The following is an 18880-nucleotide window of genomic DNA, read 5'->3' as shown; positions in this document are numbered from 1 at the left end:
AGAAAAAACCTTTCTCATCAGAAAGGTAGTTTAATTTGGCAATGAAACAAAAATCTAATTTTAGCAAGAAGTTTCAATTACTTCTGATTCTCACATCTCTTCTATCATCAGCTAACTTATGCAAACTTGATTTAAATAATCCTCGAGATCCTAATTCAAAAAGTTTTATGGAAACGTTGCTTTGGGAGTCCTATTTAAATAGTCTTTGTACACCGAATTTGAGAGGTACGATACGATTGGGCTCGGGTGCAGCACAAGTCTTTGCCTACGATCTATTAAAATTGAAAAATGGTAACCTTGTTGTTTTTGGAGCAACGGGAGAAGCTCTCGAGTGGAATGGTTCGAACACAGGAAAAAACTATTCTTATACTTCAGGCGCTCAGTTTTTTGTAGCTCTGATCAATGGGAAAAATTTTCAAATTGAATGGTTGGATTATTTGGGTGTGACAGCTACCTCTTTCAATAGTAATATTTCACAATCAACAAATCTTGCTGAGTTTGCTAACGGTGATTTTGTGGTGAAGGCTTTTGTTTATTCTGGGCAAAATTTACCGGCACCTATTTCAGAAAAAAACAATGAAGACTCTATGTTTTTTGTTCGATTTGACCAAAATGGAAATCGAATCTGGCAAACGTATTTAGACAAAAGTAATGAAGCTTTGGACGATGCGTATTCCTCGATCGTCATTGACCAAAAAGATGATGTTCACTTTTTTTTTGGAACACTTAGCCCATATGCAGATTCAATCGGGTTTGTTGAATTCGCACCACCAGAACAAACATCCTTAGGTGGAAACATTTTAGAAACTGGCTGGGCGATCCTAAACGGGAACGGCAATCCCATTCGACAAAAATACATTGTGGGAACGCCAAACAACACTGTCGCGATCCGGTCTGCCGTACTTGGACCATTTCAAAACATACTTTTGTATGGAGTTGCAAATGGAAATATAGCTGGATTTTCCGGTCATCCTTATCCGAACAATACTACACCTAGACCTATTACTGTAAACCTTTCTATAGAAGGATTTCAGATCTATAATGTAAGTTATTTGGGATCAAGTGACCCATCTCAGACGAATGTGATTTCAACTGCACTGATTTCTGGAGAGGATGGTTTTTTTGGTAGTGGATTCTATGCAGGAAACTTCGGAAGTCCTATTTTACCAGCCGTAAATGAAGGTTATCGGAGTTTTCTTTTTTTTAAGACGGATTGGCTTGGAAATCCACTTTGGCATACACTTGTTAGTACTGAAGATGAAGCGGTTTCCGATGTATTTCCTTCAATATCCTATATGCCTGGAAATCAACTTCGAGCAAAACTACTCGGACCAGAAACAAATAAACGTTATTCGAGTCTTAGCAACATAGAAAACGGACCTGGAACAAATGAAAATCAAAGTCTCACCGTTCGTTTGGACCAATCAGGCAAATTCACAAAGGCTTATTATGAAACCAATGCCACAGGTGCAGCGTATCCTGTAGGACTTGAATCCAAAGCTTGTGAAGTTTGCCAAGGGCGATTGGTTCGTTTGGATACAGTGATCCAATTCCCAAGTATGACCCGCTATGCAGAAATCTCAACTCGTCCAGCCAGAGAGGAACCTTAAAGGGATCACTCCCAACTATAGTTTGTTTTGCGGCCGGAAGTTCCAACTGTTCCCGTCCCAGTGATGGAACCCGCATTCCCTTCCGTTCCTAAATCAAATTGTGAATTGGAAAGGGTATAGGAACTACCGGAAACAGAATAGACTGCGATCGAATGACCACCGCTACCGGAATGCGAATTTCTTGCCGATCCCCCAACACCACCGAGGCCAGTTTTAAAACTGTTGTCATTTGCGGTAAGACTGGTTATAGACTTTAAGACAAGTGCGATCGAGGACCCTCCTCCACCAGCACTACCATCACCGCCATTTCCACCTTTCCCACCAGGTGCTCCATCGGCTCCTCGGCCTACTTCTCCCGTGCAAATAGCCGCACCTGTTCCCTTTTCTCCCCCTGCTCCCCCTTCCCCGCCATTACCAGCAAGTCCTGCATTCCCAGAATTTCCTGAAATCAATTTAGAATTTTGCAGTACAACTTCATTCAATTCCAAAAGAACTACCGCGAATGAACCACTTCCTCCAACACTGGCAGTACCTTTTTTACCAGCACTACCAGCAGCGCCACCACCCCCGCCCCCGCTACCAGTCCCTTTACTACAAAAAAAACAAGATTGGCCACCACCTCCTCCACCTCCGCTTCCAGGAACACCGTCTAAACCATCGCTACCATCACTGCCGTTAGTTGGTTGGTAAAAAGGAGAAAAACTTCCTATATCACTACCTGTAAACAAACCATGATTTCCCGTTGCTCCATTTTCAAGTGGACAAATAGGACTACGACCTGTCAAACCTGGATCGCCCATTGCACCGCCAACTCCTCCACAAGTACCAAATCCAATAATTCCATTTTCATCTCCTCTTCCACCACGTCCCCCGGCAAAGCCGTTCAAGCTAGAATTTGTTGGATGAGTCCCGCCATCACCGCCCAATGCATTAATAGTATTTTGGTCACAATGGCCATTGGTTCCGACTTTACCATTGCCCCCTGCTACACCATTAACACCATTCGTTCCATCATTTCCGTTACCAGCAGAGCCAGAGACGATTTCTGAATCTTCAATAGAGATTTTATCTAAATGGGTAACAAGAATTCCAATACTAGAACCAGGTGTTGCCGATTTTGAGGCCGGAACAGAACCAGCAGTAACTTTATTATTTTTAAACGTTAACTTGGCAGTACCATTGGAAATTAAAATCGCATAACTACTTTCAGATGAGGATGATGGATTTACAGCTGTCATGTCGAAACCTGAAATTTCGGAATCACCATTGAGATTGTTGATCTGAATACCAATTCGATTCAGTTTCAATTTTGTTTTGTTAGTGGTTACGTTTCTAACAAAACTAGAGTTATATCCTCCATAAAGACTTACTCCAGATGGGATTGTCAGAGTCGTTGTTGACTCATCGTATTCTCCACCGCCTGACAAACTAACGACACAAATAACGTTTCCAGGAGTAGCGGTTGTCACTGCTTTTTTGAGCGTCACAAATGGATTGGTTTTACTTCCGTCGTTAGAATCACTTCCAGAATCTCCATTCACATAAAGGGCACTTGTTCCGAGTATACAAACATCCGAAGATGGTGCCGGAGGAGTTGGTGTTGTATCCGCGGGTGGAAGGAGAGGATCCGTTGGGTTTTCGGGAAGGTTAGTAGGTGACCCGGCCGTATTTCCCCCGAATGCCAACAATCCAAATAGAGTTGTTGGATTGGAATTTGGGCTTTCTGAACATGATAAAAAACTGCCAAAGACAAAAAATGGGACTAGATAAGTTATTAACTTCATACTGAATTTTCACTTTTAAATTTTAGAATATTCGAAGGATGTTCAGAAAAAATTTGTATTACCAGATAAAATAAATCCTCATTTGGGCTCCAAACCGCTCATTCCGGCGGGAAGCCAGTTTCAGAACAAAACTAGCGGTATTTTCTCATTTTTTTCTTCCCATTTTGTCACAAACGGTAAAATCAATTGTCCCAATAGAAAAACCGTTCTTTAGGAGAATGATATGAAGATTCTTTCCGTAATCCTGACTGGATTTGTTGCTGTTGAACATGTGTTCATTTTGGTATTGGAAATGTTCCTTTGGAAATCAGAGTTTGGAATGAAAGTATTCCAACTAACACCCGAAACCGCAGAGATCACTGCTAAGCTTGCAAAAAACCAAGGTCTTTATAATGGATTTTTAGCAGCTGGACTTTTTTGGGCTTTGTTTTTCATCAAAGACCAAACACAAAAATTCCAAACCATTTTGTTTTTTCTCATTTGTGTGGTAGTGGCAGGGATTTATGGTTCAGCAACTGCTAAGTTTTCGATTTTGTTTTCACAAGGATTACCTGCTTTTCTTGCTCTAGTCGTTCACTACATAGCCAACAAAAAATAATGATCGAAGATCCGCATCTTTTACTATTAGAAAGTTCACTTGCTGGAAAAACCAATGCTTTGGAAGAGCTCATTCAAATCTTCCAACCAAAAGTTTTTTCACTGGCTTTGAAATTTTTATGGAATCCAGAAGATGCGGAAGATGCCACCCAAGAAATTTTGGTGAAAGTGATTACGAACTTAGGTGGATTCAGGAAGGAGAGTAAACTTTCAACTTGGATCTATCGGATTGCCAGTAACCATTTGATCAATGTACAAAAATCAAAAATGGAACGAAGGAAGGTTCATTTGCGAGCTGTTCGCGAGGAATTACACCGGACACAAAAACCTTACCAACCGCCACTTGAATTTCCAACCGTAACCATGGATGAAGAATCCTCGCCGCCAGTTTCTGAACTTATTTTACATGTTCAGGTAGCTTGCACCTACTCTATGTTACAAGGTCTTTCCAGGCCTTACCGAATGGCTTATCTTTTAGGAGAAGTGTTCCAAACTTCCAGTGAAGAAGGTGCTCTTGTGATGGGAATTCGTCCAGAAGCCTTCCGCCAAAAGTTATCTAGGTCTAGAAAACAAATGGAATCATTTCTTGGAAAAGAATGTAGTCTTACAAAAGCAAATAATCAGTGTCAATGTGAAAATCGAATCGGTTATGCAACAAGAGCTGGAAGGATCAAATCTTATCTCAAACTTTCAGAACAAATGAAACTAGATGGGCGATGGAAAGAAACAAAACCAATGATGGCCGATACTTCGAAAATTAGAAAAGCAGCGGAGGTATTTCGAAATCATCCAGAATACTTACCTAAAAAACATCAGCTAGAAAACATTCGTACACTTCTACACAACTCGTTTCCACTCTCGGCTCGGTGAATTTCCAAAAATACGTTTGTATGCTTTCGAAAAAGAAAAAGCAGACGCATAACCTACATTTTGTGCAATCTCTTCCAAACCCATATTCCCTTTTTGAAACATTTGTTTGGCTTTTTCCATTCTGAGTTTTGCCAAGTATTCCATCGGAGGAATTCCCAAAACATCACGGAACCGGTTAGCTAAGTTGGCCCGAGAGACCCCAGTTTCTTTTGCCAAAGATTCAATGGTCCAATCTTTGTTATACCCATTGTGTAATTTTTCCAGGGCATACAGCACTTGCGTATCATGAAAGGCTTTGATCCAACCAGCTTGCGAATCTAGATTTTGGTTCAACCACATCCGCAACATATAATATAACAAAATATCGGTTAACCTTTGCACAATTAAATCTGTTCCGAGATTGAGTTCTAATTCACGAGAAAGAATTTGAATGATATCTCCTAATGCGTGATGTGCCTCGATAGTTTCATAAGGTATATGAATGTATTCTGGTAATTCCAAAAATAATGGGTGGATAGGACCCGGAGGAACTTCATAACGAACTGATACAAAAGTTGTGACAGGGTTTTCTTTTTTGATCCGAATTTCTTGATCACCAAGGAAACGTTCGATCGTGACAACTTTTGCCTTTGGGTCGGATAATAATTCGTGATTGGTTCCTCTGGTGATAAAGATAAGATCCCCTTTGTGCAAAGGAATCGTTGTCCCACCCATCCTCGCATAACAACTGCCTTGTGTTACGACATGAAATCCCCCACTTCTTTCACAAGGGAAATGAAACCCAAAACTATCAAAAATTTGACCCTTGGAAAGTAGGTCGTTTTTCCAACCAGCGGAGGCGAGAATATCAGAAAGTAGATCCATGTTCCTTTTTTACCCAATCCATACCAAAAGTCTACTCGTTTATACGATTGGATATATTTTTAATATTTTATGACATAGACAGTCTATAAATTTAGGAGTAGTATAAAAGAACAATAACGGAATCTTTCCGAATGCAAGGATTAACTATGAAAGTATTTGTATATGGCGGCTCAGGACTCGTAGGTGGTCACCTCGTAACCGAATTACTAAAAGCGGGACATGAAGTTTTTGCAGGATCCAGAAAACCAGAATCCCAAAAGAGTTCCACGAACTTACATTGGGTGTTTGCTGATTCTAGCGAACTGAACAAGGGGTTGGAAGTTTTGGAAAAAGTGGATGCAGCTTATTTTTTAAGCCCTCCTGGTCAAACCAACCAATACGAAATCCTTTCCCCTTGGATTGAAAAAGCAAAACAAGTGGGTTTGAAAAAACTTGTTCTGATGACGGCAATGGGTGTGGAACATGCTCCACCGGAAGCACCATTTCGCAAAACAGAAATACTACTCGAAGGAGCAGGGATTCCTTGGAATATCATTCGCCCTAACTGGTTTATGCAAAACTTCCATACCTTCTGGATTTCAGGAATCAAACAAGATGGAAAGATTTACTTCCCAGGTGGATCCGCAAAAACAAGTTTCATTGATGCAAAAGACATCGCATCCGTTGCTTCTGTGCTTCTAACAACGACCAAAAATGAAAACCAAGCCTTTACATTGACAGGACCTGAATCCATTGATCACAATGAAGTAGCAAACCACTTAACAAAAGTAAGTGGAAAAACGATTGGATATGTAGATGTGAATCCAAAAGTATTTGAATCTTCTCTTGTATCAGCAGGTCTGCCAAAAGATTATGCAGCTTTTCTTGTGATGATTGCTGGTGCCTTAAAGGACGGGTTTGCCTCTCCTATCGTCGATACAGTAAAAACTCTGACAGGAAAAGATCCCATCTCCTTTGGTCAATATGCAAAAGAAAATGCAGATGCTTGGAAATAAATCCAAACATCTCGTTTATCATTTGATTACTTTAAGGAAGATTGAATTTTAATCTGCAATTAAGATGCGGTTGGCGGCACCGCCAGCCACATCTTCCAGTCCATTTCTAAGGAGTAACTTACGAAATGGCAAAAATGACGAACCGCTTACATTGATTTGATTTTTATAAAACTTTTTAGTAGGAATTACCTTCTTTTGTTTTAAAGTGATGGGATCATAAATATGAAGCCCAGAGTTTCGAACCCAGACAAGTTCCCCTTCTTTCCAAAATCCTAATTTATGACCGTGGGTTCCCCACTTTGTTTTTTTCACATCGGAAAGATTGTCCGTATTGTACATACGCACTTCACCGGTATCCGCTGCTGCCATATACAAATACTTTCCATCTTTCGAAAAACTAATTCCATAAGGAGTGGAAGGAATAGAAAATTCTTGGAATGAATCTGTGTTTACTTTGTACAAAAAACCGATTGGATTTCTTTTTTGAAAATCCTCCGCATACGCTGCAATGACCAATTGTTTTGATTCGGGATGGAGCTCCGGAGTATAAGGATAGAATTTAGATTTATATTCTTTTAATTTTGTTAAGTTCTGATTTTGAATTTGATAAATCAAAGCAGTGACATCTGTCGATTCATTGTCTTTTAAATCTGCATCTACTGAAAACACAAAGTAACCTGTATTGTCTTCCGTTGAGTAACCAATCCGGGAACTTTGGGCAAAGGATTTTTTATCATTTTCCGGAATTTCGTAAATCTGTTCTACCACATCAATGGTATTCGTTGATAGATCCCATCCCATAAAAAAGTAACGTTTGGCACGAGTATCATTGTGTTTGTTTTCAACAACGAAACCTGCGCGGTGATTCCCTTCATCATAAAATAAAAAATCATAAATGGTTAACGGCAAACGTTTGCCAGTCGTTTCTATTTTGCCGAGAAACTCTGTGGGATGAGAAAGAAAATAAGTTTCCAAAGGAACCGGACGATAAATTTTTTCTTTAGTTTGTGGATCATAAAAATACAAACCAGGTTCGTCAAAATCGGCAGTTCTTCCTAAATAAATCCACTTCCCCCCATTCACAAAGAAAGGAGTATCATCTTCTACAAATGTTGGCCGGACACTGAAGTCGGTTTTAAAGGAAAACTCTGATTCTATTTTTTGTGCAGATAAGGAAAAACAAAACAGTAGGATCAAAAGATAAAAAGGAGAGAAATAAGAAAATCGAATCATAATAGGCTCCTAACGTTTTGTTTGGAGGATTATGATACAAGAGATCTATGAATTTTACAACTATTGTTTGTCATTTTTTTTCTAACCTATACTCAATTAAATTTCTAAATTACAAACAAGACTCGATCTTGGTTAATTCAGAAAGTAACCAGTCTCTGGATTTGATTTCTTTGCCATCTGAAAATTTAATTTGATAAGGAGTTCCCGTAAGAAATGATTTTGATGCTACTTTTTCGATAAATAATTTGGCAGTCCATTCTTTAGGATCGGGTGCAAAAAAAGATTTTTTTGCTTCCTCTAATTTGTAACGTAAATGTTTTTCTCCAGCTTCTGCGGAATGAGTTTCTCCATTACGAATCAAACTTCCTTGGACTTTACCGAGTTTCACCAAAAGTTTTTCAATTTTTTGCTCCTCAGTCAATTCCGCACAAGAACTCGTTTTTCCATACAATAGGGAAAAGTGAGAACTAACAAAAACAAACACAGAGAATAGAATTCCCAAAGAGTTAAGATTTTTCATAATTACATCCTAATTTAACGAATTGTTAGAAATCAAAATTTGACTTTATCTTTTGACGGAATGTAAATTCGTAAATTTTTATTTGTATAGAAAGTTTTGTATGAATCTTAACAAAATTCAGGAATTTTATGACTATAAGTCACGTATAAATGACTGCTGGTTGTTTTGAATTGACCTATAGTCAATAACCGTTTTTTTCTAGCATATTTTTTTGGATTTTTCCATATTGGAGGTATGAGCCGCACAGCAGTTGCAGAACGTTCGCCAAAAAAAAGAGCAGTATTGGAAAAAGACAAACTTTCCAAACGCACCTCCATTCTCCAATCGGCGGCATTTCTTTTACAAAAGAAAGACTGGGCGGAACTCTCTATGGATGAAGTTGCCAAACGAGCCAAAATTGCAAAAGGTACTCTATACTTATACTTTCCGACAAAGGAAGATCTTTGCCTTCGTGTTCACATAGGTGATTATGAAGCTTGGTTTTTAGACATGGAAAATTTTCTAACAGAAACACAATCAATTGATGCGAATCAGTTTGCGAAATGGTTTGTAGATTCTATGGATCGACATGTTCGATTTTTAAAACTTCTACCAATTGTTCCAACTATCTTAGAAAAAAATGCCAGTGTAGAAACCATTCGCGAATTCAAACTTAGTTTGAAGGAACAAATTTTTAAAGTCTTACCACTTCTATTCCAAACCTTTCCCTTTTTAAATGAACAATCAGGTTTTTTATTTTTGATGCAATGCCATGCCTTAGCTGTTGGATCTTGGTCTCATGGATTTCCATCCAATCAAGTAAAAGAAGCAGTCAAGGAAAACGGATTGGATATATTCATTTTAGATTATAAAAGTTTTTTAAGAAACTCCATCTTAACATTGTTAAACGGAAATAAATCAGTCTAATCAATTTTCGAATATATATGGTCTAAAATTTTTTGTTTAAATTTAGGATCAGTAACGGGAATTCTTTTTTCTTCCCCAAAGTCCATTTCGAATAATCGATCTCTATCGCTATGATAGATGTATTTTTTTTCATTGTTAATCCAAGATTTTTGAATCTCTGAATTCCAAGTTTTCAAAACTAAATCCAGTTGATAGTTCGGATGGAAAAAATTTGTATTTCGCGTATTTTCTTTTTCTAAAGAGTTTGTCTCTATCAAAGTTAGAATGGTATCTTTAAAATCGATTGAACTTCCGAGTTTAGGAATGTAAATTTGGTTCGATTTAACAAAATACAATAAAAAAGGAACATCTGTTTCTTGATTGTATAAAGAATAATTATGAGCATGAGCTCCTTCTTCGCCAAAGGATTCCCCATGGTCGGAAGAAAGAATGACTACAGTTTCCCTTGAAGTATTTTCTTTTAAATAAGAAATAATCGAATCCAAAACTTCGACTTCCTCCAAAAGAGAATCCATATAACGATCAAAAGGTGATATTCTTTGACCATCAAAACTGTTTTTGGATACAAAATAAGGACTATGGGTTTGGCTTAGACCTAAAAATAAAAAATAAGGCATTTTTGAATTCGAAATTTGTTTGATCGCAGGAAAAATGACTCTGTCATCCATTCCCCAACTAAAAGAGGAATGAAGAGCCCCAAATCTTTTTTCTAATTCTGATTTATCCAAAACAACTTGAAAGATTTTTGGAAAAAATTGTTCCATCCCTTCAAAGTATATGGATTGAGTATAGGTCATCTCTGTATGATAACCATGTTTTGATTCTAATTCTTTGGGAAGATTCGATTCTAATATGGAATCGTCCAAACGCAAACGAGTGTGGTTTAGTTGTGACTCTCCCGTCATCCAAGTAAAAAGACTTTTGGAGGTATGTGGCATAGGAATCCAAAAATAAGATCCCGCTAATTTAGAAAAATCAATATAACGTGATTTTAATTTACTTAAGTGTTTCCTTGGAACACCTTCCAATAAAACGAAAACCAAATTTGGTTTTCCTGGAATCGATTCTAAATTGGATTTCACTCGTTGTAGTATTTGTGAAGTGTTAGGTTTTGGATCAGTATTGGAACGTAATAAGTCCAGTCCGCAACGAAAAGAAACAAATAACAGAATACAGGTGAAAAATCCAATCAAATGTTTCTTTGACTCTAAAGTTTTTCTCGTAATAATCAAATAGTATCCAATCAACAATCCAATCCATTGCCAAAGATTCCACTGGTATACAAAATTTAGGATATCAGAGTAGAGAAGAGAAAGGTGTTGAAAAAAATATACAACAAGAGAAACAGTCAATGCAGTTTGATACACTTGTTGGTAACTAAGAACCACCACAAAAAGAGTCCATAAAACCAATCGATAAAAAAGAATCGGCTTTGAATTTTTAATCTTCAGCTTTTGATTCAAAAAAGAATCTAAAACCAAGTTAAAAATTAAAAATACAGTCAGGAAAAATCCATGAAAGTAGAACCAACCTTGGAAGGAAATTGTGTTAGGTCCCCAAAAAATATAAAAAAATATACAAAGAAGTAAGCTGGAAACATTTCCCAAAAACAAAGAACGAATTGAATTACCTAACTTATTTAACTTCGAAATCAACAGATGCCTTCTTCATTTCTCCATCATATAATACTAATGATTGTTTACCCCGAATGATAGGCAAACGTAACTCGCCGTTTGAGGATGGTTTTAGTTCTTCTTTCTCATTCCAAATTAATTTTGGTTCCTTTAAGGTTTTCATTTCGCGGATTCTGACAGGAATACTTTGTGTTTCCCTTTCATAAGATGGATGGTATAAAAATATTTGTCCCATCGAAGGATAAACAAAACCGACACCCAAAACGGATCCAGATGGTTCTTCTTTATGTTTATCACAGGGTTCAGGAAGGAATACTTTTTTTCTGACTCTTAATACAATGGAAGGACAATTCATTTGTGCTAACTTCCCAGTGACTCGACAAAAATTTCTAGTTTCCGTTAAATGAGAATGGTATTCCAGTTTTGGTTTGTCTTTCATCAAAGTACGAAATATATTCTGAACAATTCGTCCGGCTCCAAAAGAACCAGATACATCCATAGTTCTTTCCCCAGAAAAATTTCCAACCCAAGCTCCCACCACATAATTTTCATTAAATGCTACTGTCCAAGAATTTCGATAGTCTTTCGAAGTTCCAGTTTTGATGGAAACGGGGAAAGGAAAATCCAAATAACTTCGCCGTCCAAATGCCCTCTGCCTTAACTTAGGATCTCTTAATACAAACTTTATCTCTTCTGCAGTTTCAGGAGAAAATAATTGAGACGAATCACCAAAGTATAATGGTTGGTTGTCAATTTTTCCCAGGAGAATTTTAGGAAGGATTCCTTTTAGAGGAAATGTTCCATAAGCACGTGTTAACTGGAGGAGGCTTGTTCCACCAGCACCCAAAGCAAGCCCTGGGCCATAAAACTGAGGGGACTCTTTTAAATGAGTGAATCCAGCTGATTGCAAAAATCGATAAAATGTATTTACACCCAATTGGTTGATCGCAGTCACAGCTGGTATGTTCCGAGAGTTTCCTAAAGCTTCTGCCAAGGTCAAATCTCCCCAATACCGAAGATCTGCATTTCTAGGAAGGTAGTTACCTCCTTGTCCTAAAGAAAAAGAATATTTTTCATCAGAAAAAATGGAGTTAACAGAATACTGACCTTTTTCAATGGTAAGTGCATATAACAATGGTTTGAGTGTACTTCCAGCATCTCGATATGCCAAACTTCCATTTACCATTCCATTTCCATCTTCAAAAAAATTTTTGGATCCAATCATTCCTTTAAGCTCTAGTTCATCTTTTTTGCCAGGAACCCGCTCCAAAACAATAGCAGATGCATTGGAAACATTCCATCTTTCTAAACCTTCCAATTCGGAATTCACAATGGAATGTAATTCGGAGTTTAATTCAGAAGATAAGGATGAAACGAATTCTTCTGATGGTTTTGAAATCAAAATGCGAATCCAATTTAAGAAATGTTGGTTTTCTCCCTTCCATTGATCTGAAACATTAGGATGATTGGAGGAAGTAAATCCAACCCTTAGTTCATTTGGATTCTCTAACTTTGGTATTGGATATTTGATTCTATCTCGGAGGTTATGATAACGGATCGAAAGTTCTTTTAGTTCAGGTTTATTTTTTCGTATGAGAACCGTAAGATAAACAGTTTCTTCAATCGACAAAAAACGAATGTGTTTACCAAATAACAATAGTGATGCGGAAGGAAATCCAACGGTATTTGCATAGATGGAGACAGAATTTAAATAGGCTTCTAAAATTTCGGATTTGCTTAACCAAACTTCGTATCGAAGTGCTTCCAAAATTTCAAAACCTTTCCGCACGAAAAAAGGATAAGAACGAATCTCCGGATTTTGGATACGCACCAATTGCATGGTGATTGTGGAAGCACCTCCCCGTTTTCCTTTGGAAAAAATATAGGAACCGAGAGAATTGATACCTGCAAAAACATCCACTCCATGGTGGTCATCAAATCTTTTATCTTCGGCAATTTTTAAAATTTCAGGAACAAAGTCTGGGTATTCACGAATATTTTCCCAATCTTGCCTGGTTTGATTTTTGTTTTTTCCTCTTCCAATCAAAGTTCCTTCTTTCGTAAGGATGCGAACTGTTGTATGGTTTTGAAAGGATTCAAAAGAAATTGGTCTTAATAAAAAAATGGCTAGTGGAACCACAAAGAATCCCACTAACACTGAATATATAATATATTTTTTTATAGAACTCACTCCACTTTCACTCGGATGGTGTTGGTATTCCCATAAAACTGAGGATGATACATCAAAAATGTTTTAGAGGCCGGCATAATGGAATTTCCTTTCGCCACCGGTCTCAAAATATAATTAAATTCCGTTTCGCCTTTTTTTATGTAATCTTCCGAAAAGATAACACGATCATCTCGATATTCTTTATATCCGCCGTAATAAGTATTTGTAACATCCGTATCTTCGGCATCTGATTTTTTTTCGGTCAAAAACGAAGTATTTACAATTTCGGTATTACTTGGAATTGGATCCACAACCATTCCGAATGCTTGATCTAAATTACTAAGTATCTTTACTTTTACGAGATAGGTAGAGCCACGTTCCAGGTTTGTGACTTCTTTTAAAATAGGATCTCCATTGGAATTTCTACCGTCGATCCGATACAAAGTTTTTCTAATCTCAAGACCGTTAAACTTTTGTGTGGTGGTATCTTTTACAGGAACATACATCAATCTAGATTGAAAATACAATCTTCCCTCAGCACTAGTTCGTTTGAATAGTAATGGCCGACCCGATGGATCCTTTCCTTCAAATAACCTGTCAAAGGTGATTTCTTCTTTATAGATGGAATCTGAGGAAGAAGAAAAAGACTCATCAATTAAAGTTTTTTCTCCAAAGATTGCTTGGCCTTCTGTATCTGTTGAAGTTGATTCGAAACGATTTCTATATTCTGCCAATGCAAGTGCAATGGTTCCGACACTATGACTGTCTGACCAAAACTGATTTTGTCTGTCTACCATTATCGATTTTACCAAATCAACAATCCTTGGATTTTTGGAATCTACTTTCAGCAACAATCGTAAATAATTTCCAAGAACCGTTGAAGAACTATAATACGAATAGTAATAGTATTCATCTGTATTTTTTTTCAGAGGTTTTAGGGTGAATAATTCTTTATCATAAACTATAAAATTCGAATATTCAGAGAATAATTTTTTAAACACGGGATCTGAATCTGAAGATTCAAGTTTATGTGTTTCAGCATAAGCAGTAAGAAAAATTCCGCGAGATTTTAAATTCAATTCTTCAAAATGATCGACCAATGTTTTTTCTAAAGAATGGATGTCCTTTTTATCTTTTGAAAGAACAGAATAAATCAAACTCAATGTTTGATAAGAATTGACCGAAGTTTCCGTAGGATTTTTTACATAATTTTGTAAGTATTGAATGGCTAAATCATAAGCTTTAGAATTTGATCTTTTTCCTTTCTCTTTTCCAATCTGCATCACTGATGTTATATAAGCAGTTAAATAAGGATATCCCGTTCTACCATGACCCTTCCATACCTTAAAACTCCCATCGCTGGTTTGAAACTCAGACATTTCATCCAAAAACAATTTTTCGATTTGAGTAAAATCATAAGAATCTTTTGCCGGAGCTTTGTATTGAAATTCTTTTAATAACTCACCCGCACTAAGAGAAAGTAAATAAGCAGAAGTCCTTTGTTCCATACAAAAGTAAGGATTGGATTCATAAAAATCGAAGGCTGATTTTAATGCCGTGAGAGCCGTTCCCGACATACGAATGTCCAAAGATCCTTTGTTGAGTAATATGGATTCTTTTTTCGGAAAAGATATTAAGGTTTTGTGTTCCGAATCTGTATAACCTGAAAATTGAACAGATGTTACAGGATCAAACTCTTTGATTGGCATAGTGACTACCAAAGCATCACTAAGGTCTGATTTTTTTAAGTCGGTAAACTCTGCACCCGTTTCTGGTTCCACGGAGATTTGATAGGATAATTGGATATCATCCTTGGGTTGGCTTTGTTTCAGTTTGATATATTGTGATTCGGAAATTTGGAAGGTTCTAAGGACTTCCTTGGTTTGACCCGCTGCAAGTTCGATAGAAATCCAACCTTTGTCTTCGGATAAAAATTTTGAATCGATTTTGTATTTAAACTTTCCTTTTTTCTTAGTATTATTGGTAATACTTCCACCTAACTCTAAACTATCGCCAACACGAATGAACCTTGCGACTGTTTTTTGTAAAACAAGATTCTTTTTGACAATAAATTCGGAATTGGATGCACCAAATTTTCCATTGGCAGAGGAAGCCACCATTACCCTAAATGTAGTTAGGTTGTCCGGTAAAACAAAACTTAAATCAGCGTTTCCACTACTATCGGCAATCACAATTGGATTCCAATAAGCAGTGTAACGGAAATCTTTCCTTGCTCCCGATTCCGATTCTGCAGAAAACCCACCGCCAGAATCTTCGCCGTAATCCCCACCAGGACTATCACCTTTATTTTCGTATATATAATGTTTGATGATCATACTACGAAGTTCAAAAGTTTTGACAATATTGTGCCAATATTGATAGAACATTTGGACTGGGCTTTGGAATGAATAACCGACCAAATCCAACACACCACGATCCGCAACTGACACAGTTAGTTCCGCACCTGGATTTGTTTGGATTGATAGTTTTACTTGTTCTCTCGGTTGGTATTCTTGTTTGTCCGTTTTGATCACTACAGGTGCCGTTCTAGATGACAAATTAACTTTTAAAGTGACTGATCCCGTTTTTGCTTTCGGAGCACCTAAATCTTGTTCATTGAACTCTTTAATATCATCAGAAGATAGACCTTCGGGAACAGGTAACCTTCCCGATAACATAACAACATTAACATCCACATTCGGGAGATAAGATTCTTCAATAGGAATTTCAAGAGGGGCACTATTCCCTTTCATCAAAAATGATTTTTTGAAATAAACCGAATCTCTTTCCACAGTCACAATCACTCGAGAATTCTGAAGTGGAGATTTGATTAGAATTTTTGCCTTATCACCGATTTTGTATTCTTGTTTATCTGTGCGTAACTCAATGGAGTCATCCCCACGAAAGTCCCAAGTATAATAAGATTCCTTTTCGTAAGCATAAAAATCCACTCTTGAAAAAACTTTGTCTTTGTTTAAAACTAAAACTGTATAACTACCTGGATCTTTCGCACGATAATCAAAAGAAACTCCTTCGGCTTTCGATACCAACTTTTTAACTTCTACAACCTTTTTTGTTAGTTGGTTGCTACGAAAGAAAAATTTCCCAAGACCCTTAGACAAAACAGAAGTCCAGTCATTATAAATGATATAAGCTTTTAGTTCCACACCGGCAACGGCTTTACCTTGTAAGTTGACCGATACAGCTCCAAATTGAAATGGTTTGTCCAAAGATTGATATCTATCATTACATTTTAAACCAACATAAGATTCGGATGGATTGTAAGGGATACTGGATGACTTGGTGACTGATTTTCCGTCTACATCAAAGACAGAAGACTCTACAACTAAATTAAATGGATCGGCAATTTCTATATCTTCACCATCAGTCACAAACTTTCGAGTTAAGTTTGGAACAGGAATATCTAAACTATATAAACCTTTGCTATCTAAAACGCCTTCCGATCCAGTTACATAATCTGAATTACTATCCGAATATTCATCCTCATAATCATACCATGTATCTGAAAAATCATAATTGGAAAAAGAATCGAAAGCAATGTATCTTTTTCTTTTTAATACTGAATAACTGACTTTTGCTCCTCCCATTGGAGCCCCAAACATATACTTACCTTCGACCGCACCTTTTACATTTTGGTCTCTGTTAACAGCATTTGCCAAATTCACATTCACCATAAAATTTACAGGACGGAACTCTTCTACCTGGAAGGTATCATAAGTTACAGAATAAGATTTGCCAGGAACGTAAACCGATACGGAATAATGACCAAGTGGTGCATCAGAAGGAATTGTATAACCGGCGTAAACGCCACCCTGCCCTGTAGAACTTAAATTTGTATTGGATATATCCTTTCCACGAGAATCACGAATTTGTAAATTTACAGATTTAGACGCATAAGGAACAAGATTTCCATTTTTTCTATCAGCAAGGACTGCTTTGATTTCTACTCGGTCACCTGGTCTGTATAATTTCCTATCAAAGTAAATTTTTCCTTTTACATTATTTTCTGAATAATAATCACTATACCCTTCAATATGTGTTTCATTAAAATGAAGGAAGGTATTATCTCCAGAAGAATCTTCTGCAATTAACACTGATTTTTCGAGAGATTTTGTATCATTGATGGTCGGCAAAGTACAATGACCATCTTTATCAGTTTTGCAAGTACCACGGAGACTACCTTTCTCATACAAACTCATATTTGTATTCGCAACAGGTTCTGCTTTTGATAGAGAATGTACCCAAACATGGAGGGTATTCGGATCTAATTTTGTTGTGATTCCTAAGTTAGTAGATTGTAAAAAAATAGATTCTTTTTTGAATTCTTCTTTGTTGTTGTCTCCAATGACTTTGGCACCTAACTGAAAAGCAATCCATGCTTTTGTATTGGGTTTGGAACCAAAATAAGTATCAATATCCATCCCTTGGTTTCCAAAGGAGTTCACTTTGACTCCTGATTTCCATATTGTTTTTTTCCAATTCAGTTGGTTTTCAAATTCATAATAACGATTGCCCAGTGTTGCAACCGCATTCACAAGAACTGGAATGGACAATTCAGCAGATCGAATTTCAAATTCAGGAACGTTCGAAATAGAAATAGGAAGGACTTTGTTTAAATTGGATTCAAAAATATTTTCCCTAGATAAATAGAAGGATGGTTTTTTTGCCATCACAGGAAGTTTGAAACTAACTGGTGTCTCTAAGAAACAATCGTTCTCCGCATAAAATTTTCCAATTTTGATTTCATAAGAAACACCTGGATCAAAGTTCCATTGGTCCAATGAAAATTCGCGACTCACATAGTCAGAAAATTCTGTTTTTGGATCAGATGGTTTTGGTAAAATTTCTACAGCAGAAGCTAGTTCTCTTAAGTTGGTATCTTCCGAAACTGTAATTTGGTAATCCCAAAGATCTTCTAAGTATTTGAGATCTGTTGTGTCGAGTTTGACTTCTATGCGACAGCTACTTGGAAAAATAACTCGTTTGATGGATCGAAAAAGTCCAGTGATGGAATTACAAGAACCAAGAAAAAACAATAAACTAAAAGCCAATACCAACTTACGCATGAGAACTCCGGAAATCGAATGTTCTCTGTTCTATGATGTACACCTCCTCTTGCCAACTCTTTCCTGAATGAAATGGAAAATCTTTCCATATTTTTTTAAATCTATCAGAATTTTCGCTATGCTTTTGGTATTTTGCAATTTGATTGATGACGATGTCCCTCATTCAAATCAAAAAACAATTTTTAGAATTAAAAGCACCTGAGTCATTTCCCGTGGGAAATTTTAAAGCAGAATGGATCGGCCCAAAGTGGTTTCAAACAAGTGCTAGTTTCAGTCTGAATTTTATGTCGTTTCGGCACTGGTGGGGGAAATCATTTGATGGATCCGAAATTGCTTACAATTTGTTTTTACCCCCTAACAGAACAGAGTTCCAAATGCGGTATCCCATGAATTTATCCCTAGAAAAATCAAAACTTGACGGAAAACCAAGCCTCATCTTAAAATATACCAAAAATGCACCTTTTCCTTGGCCGTTTTTCATAGACGAATTTCGAGTATTCAACGAAACAGATTTCCTGGGAATGAGTTATAACAAATTCACCCCCAAATTAGCTCTTCCATTTCTTATTAGAAAATCATAATTTAGCTGGCAAATTCAGGAGAAATTTTC

Annotated in this window: 13 protein-coding genes; 6 read left to right on the top strand and 7 right to left on the bottom strand. The window is 37.0% G+C overall.

The window, feature by feature from the left end; genetic code table 11:
• The first annotated feature begins 167 nt into the window (after positions 1–167).
• Positions 168–1610 (top strand): hypothetical protein, encoded by a 1443-nt coding sequence (locus tag EHQ70_RS00310; protein ID WP_167481679.1) that lies wholly within the window; start codon positions 168–170, stop codon positions 1608–1610.
• A gap of 5 nt (positions 1611–1615) precedes the next feature.
• Here EHQ70_RS00310 and EHQ70_RS18695 read toward each other — a convergent pair whose 3' ends face one another.
• Complete coding sequence (locus EHQ70_RS18695; RefSeq protein WP_135582989.1) at positions 1616–3394, bottom strand: DUF1565 domain-containing protein; 1779 nt, start codon at positions 3392–3394, stop codon at positions 1616–1618.
• A 223-nt stretch (positions 3395–3617) separates the two neighbouring features.
• On the opposite strand from EHQ70_RS18695, the gene EHQ70_RS00300 reads away from it, so the two are divergent.
• Positions 3618–3992, top strand: coding sequence for a DUF1304 domain-containing protein (locus EHQ70_RS00300; protein ID WP_135582988.1), 375 nt, complete (start codon positions 3618–3620; stop codon positions 3990–3992).
• Positions 3992–4861: an RNA polymerase sigma factor gene (locus tag EHQ70_RS00295; RefSeq protein WP_135582987.1), complete on the top strand. Its 870-nt coding sequence runs from the start codon at positions 3992–3994 to the stop codon at positions 4859–4861. The genes EHQ70_RS00300 and EHQ70_RS00295 overlap by 1 nt, the downstream gene beginning before the upstream one ends.
• On the opposite strand, the gene EHQ70_RS00290 is transcribed toward EHQ70_RS00295, so the two are convergent.
• Positions 4829–5725: an AraC family transcriptional regulator gene (locus EHQ70_RS00290; RefSeq protein WP_135582986.1), complete on the bottom strand. Its 897-nt coding sequence runs from the start codon at positions 5723–5725 to the stop codon at positions 4829–4831. The two genes, EHQ70_RS00295 and EHQ70_RS00290, sit on opposite strands and share 33 nt — an antisense overlap.
• 146 nt (positions 5726–5871) lie before the next feature.
• Here EHQ70_RS00290 and EHQ70_RS00285 point away from each other — a divergent pair, with 146 nt between their 5' ends.
• Complete coding sequence (locus EHQ70_RS00285) at positions 5872–6720, top strand: NmrA family NAD(P)-binding protein (protein ID WP_135582985.1); 849 nt, start codon at positions 5872–5874, stop codon at positions 6718–6720.
• Positions 6721–6768: 48 nt separating this feature from the next.
• Here the strand turns inward: EHQ70_RS00285 and EHQ70_RS00280 are convergent, their stop codons facing one another.
• Together EHQ70_RS00280 and EHQ70_RS00275 are read right to left on the bottom strand one after the other, a co-directional pair.
• On the bottom strand, positions 6769–7953 hold the full coding sequence (locus EHQ70_RS00280) for a YncE family protein (protein WP_135582984.1): 1185 nt from the start codon (positions 7951–7953) through the stop codon (positions 6769–6771).
• A 109-nt stretch (positions 7954–8062) separates the two neighbouring features.
• Complete coding sequence (locus EHQ70_RS00275) at positions 8063–8473, bottom strand: DUF5329 family protein (RefSeq protein WP_167481678.1); 411 nt, start codon at positions 8471–8473, stop codon at positions 8063–8065.
• A gap of 234 nt (positions 8474–8707) precedes the next feature.
• Here EHQ70_RS00275 and EHQ70_RS00270 point away from each other — a divergent pair, with 234 nt between their 5' ends.
• Positions 8708–9379 carry a TetR/AcrR family transcriptional regulator gene (locus EHQ70_RS00270; RefSeq protein WP_135582983.1) on the top strand — a complete coding sequence of 224 codons (672 nt, stop codon included), beginning with the start codon at positions 8708–8710 and terminating at the stop codon, positions 9377–9379.
• On the opposite strand, the gene EHQ70_RS00265 is transcribed toward EHQ70_RS00270, so the two are convergent.
• From EHQ70_RS00265 to EHQ70_RS00255, 3 genes are read right to left on the bottom strand one after another with little or no spacing between them, the layout of a single operon-like run.
• Complete coding sequence (locus tag EHQ70_RS00265) at positions 9376–11034, bottom strand: sulfatase-like hydrolase/transferase (protein WP_244288172.1); 1659 nt, start codon at positions 11032–11034, stop codon at positions 9376–9378. The two genes, EHQ70_RS00270 and EHQ70_RS00265, sit on opposite strands and share 4 nt — an antisense overlap.
• Positions 11015–13204 carry a transglycosylase domain-containing protein gene (locus EHQ70_RS00260; protein ID WP_135582982.1) on the bottom strand — a complete coding sequence of 730 codons (2190 nt, stop codon included), beginning with the start codon at positions 13202–13204 and terminating at the stop codon, positions 11015–11017. The genes EHQ70_RS00265 and EHQ70_RS00260 overlap by 20 nt, the downstream gene beginning before the upstream one ends.
• A complete protein-coding gene (locus EHQ70_RS00255) occupies positions 13201–18270 on the bottom strand; it encodes an alpha-2-macroglobulin family protein (protein ID WP_135582981.1) in 5070 nt (1689 codons plus the stop codon). The genes EHQ70_RS00260 and EHQ70_RS00255 overlap by 4 nt, the downstream gene beginning before the upstream one ends.
• 152 nt (positions 18271–18422) lie before the next feature.
• Here EHQ70_RS00255 and EHQ70_RS00250 point away from each other — a divergent pair, with 152 nt between their 5' ends.
• Positions 18423–18851: a hypothetical protein gene (locus EHQ70_RS00250; protein WP_244288171.1), complete on the top strand. Its 429-nt coding sequence runs from the start codon at positions 18423–18425 to the stop codon at positions 18849–18851.
• Positions 18852–18880: the final 29 nt, after the last annotated feature.

This window comes from Leptospira congkakensis (assembly GCF_004770265.1).
In the GTDB taxonomy this organism is placed as follows: Bacteria; Spirochaetota; Leptospiria; order Leptospirales; family Leptospiraceae; genus Leptospira_A; species Leptospira_A congkakensis.
The sequence above is the reverse complement of the archived record's forward strand: the minus strand, read 5'-3'. Positions and strand labels throughout refer to the sequence as shown.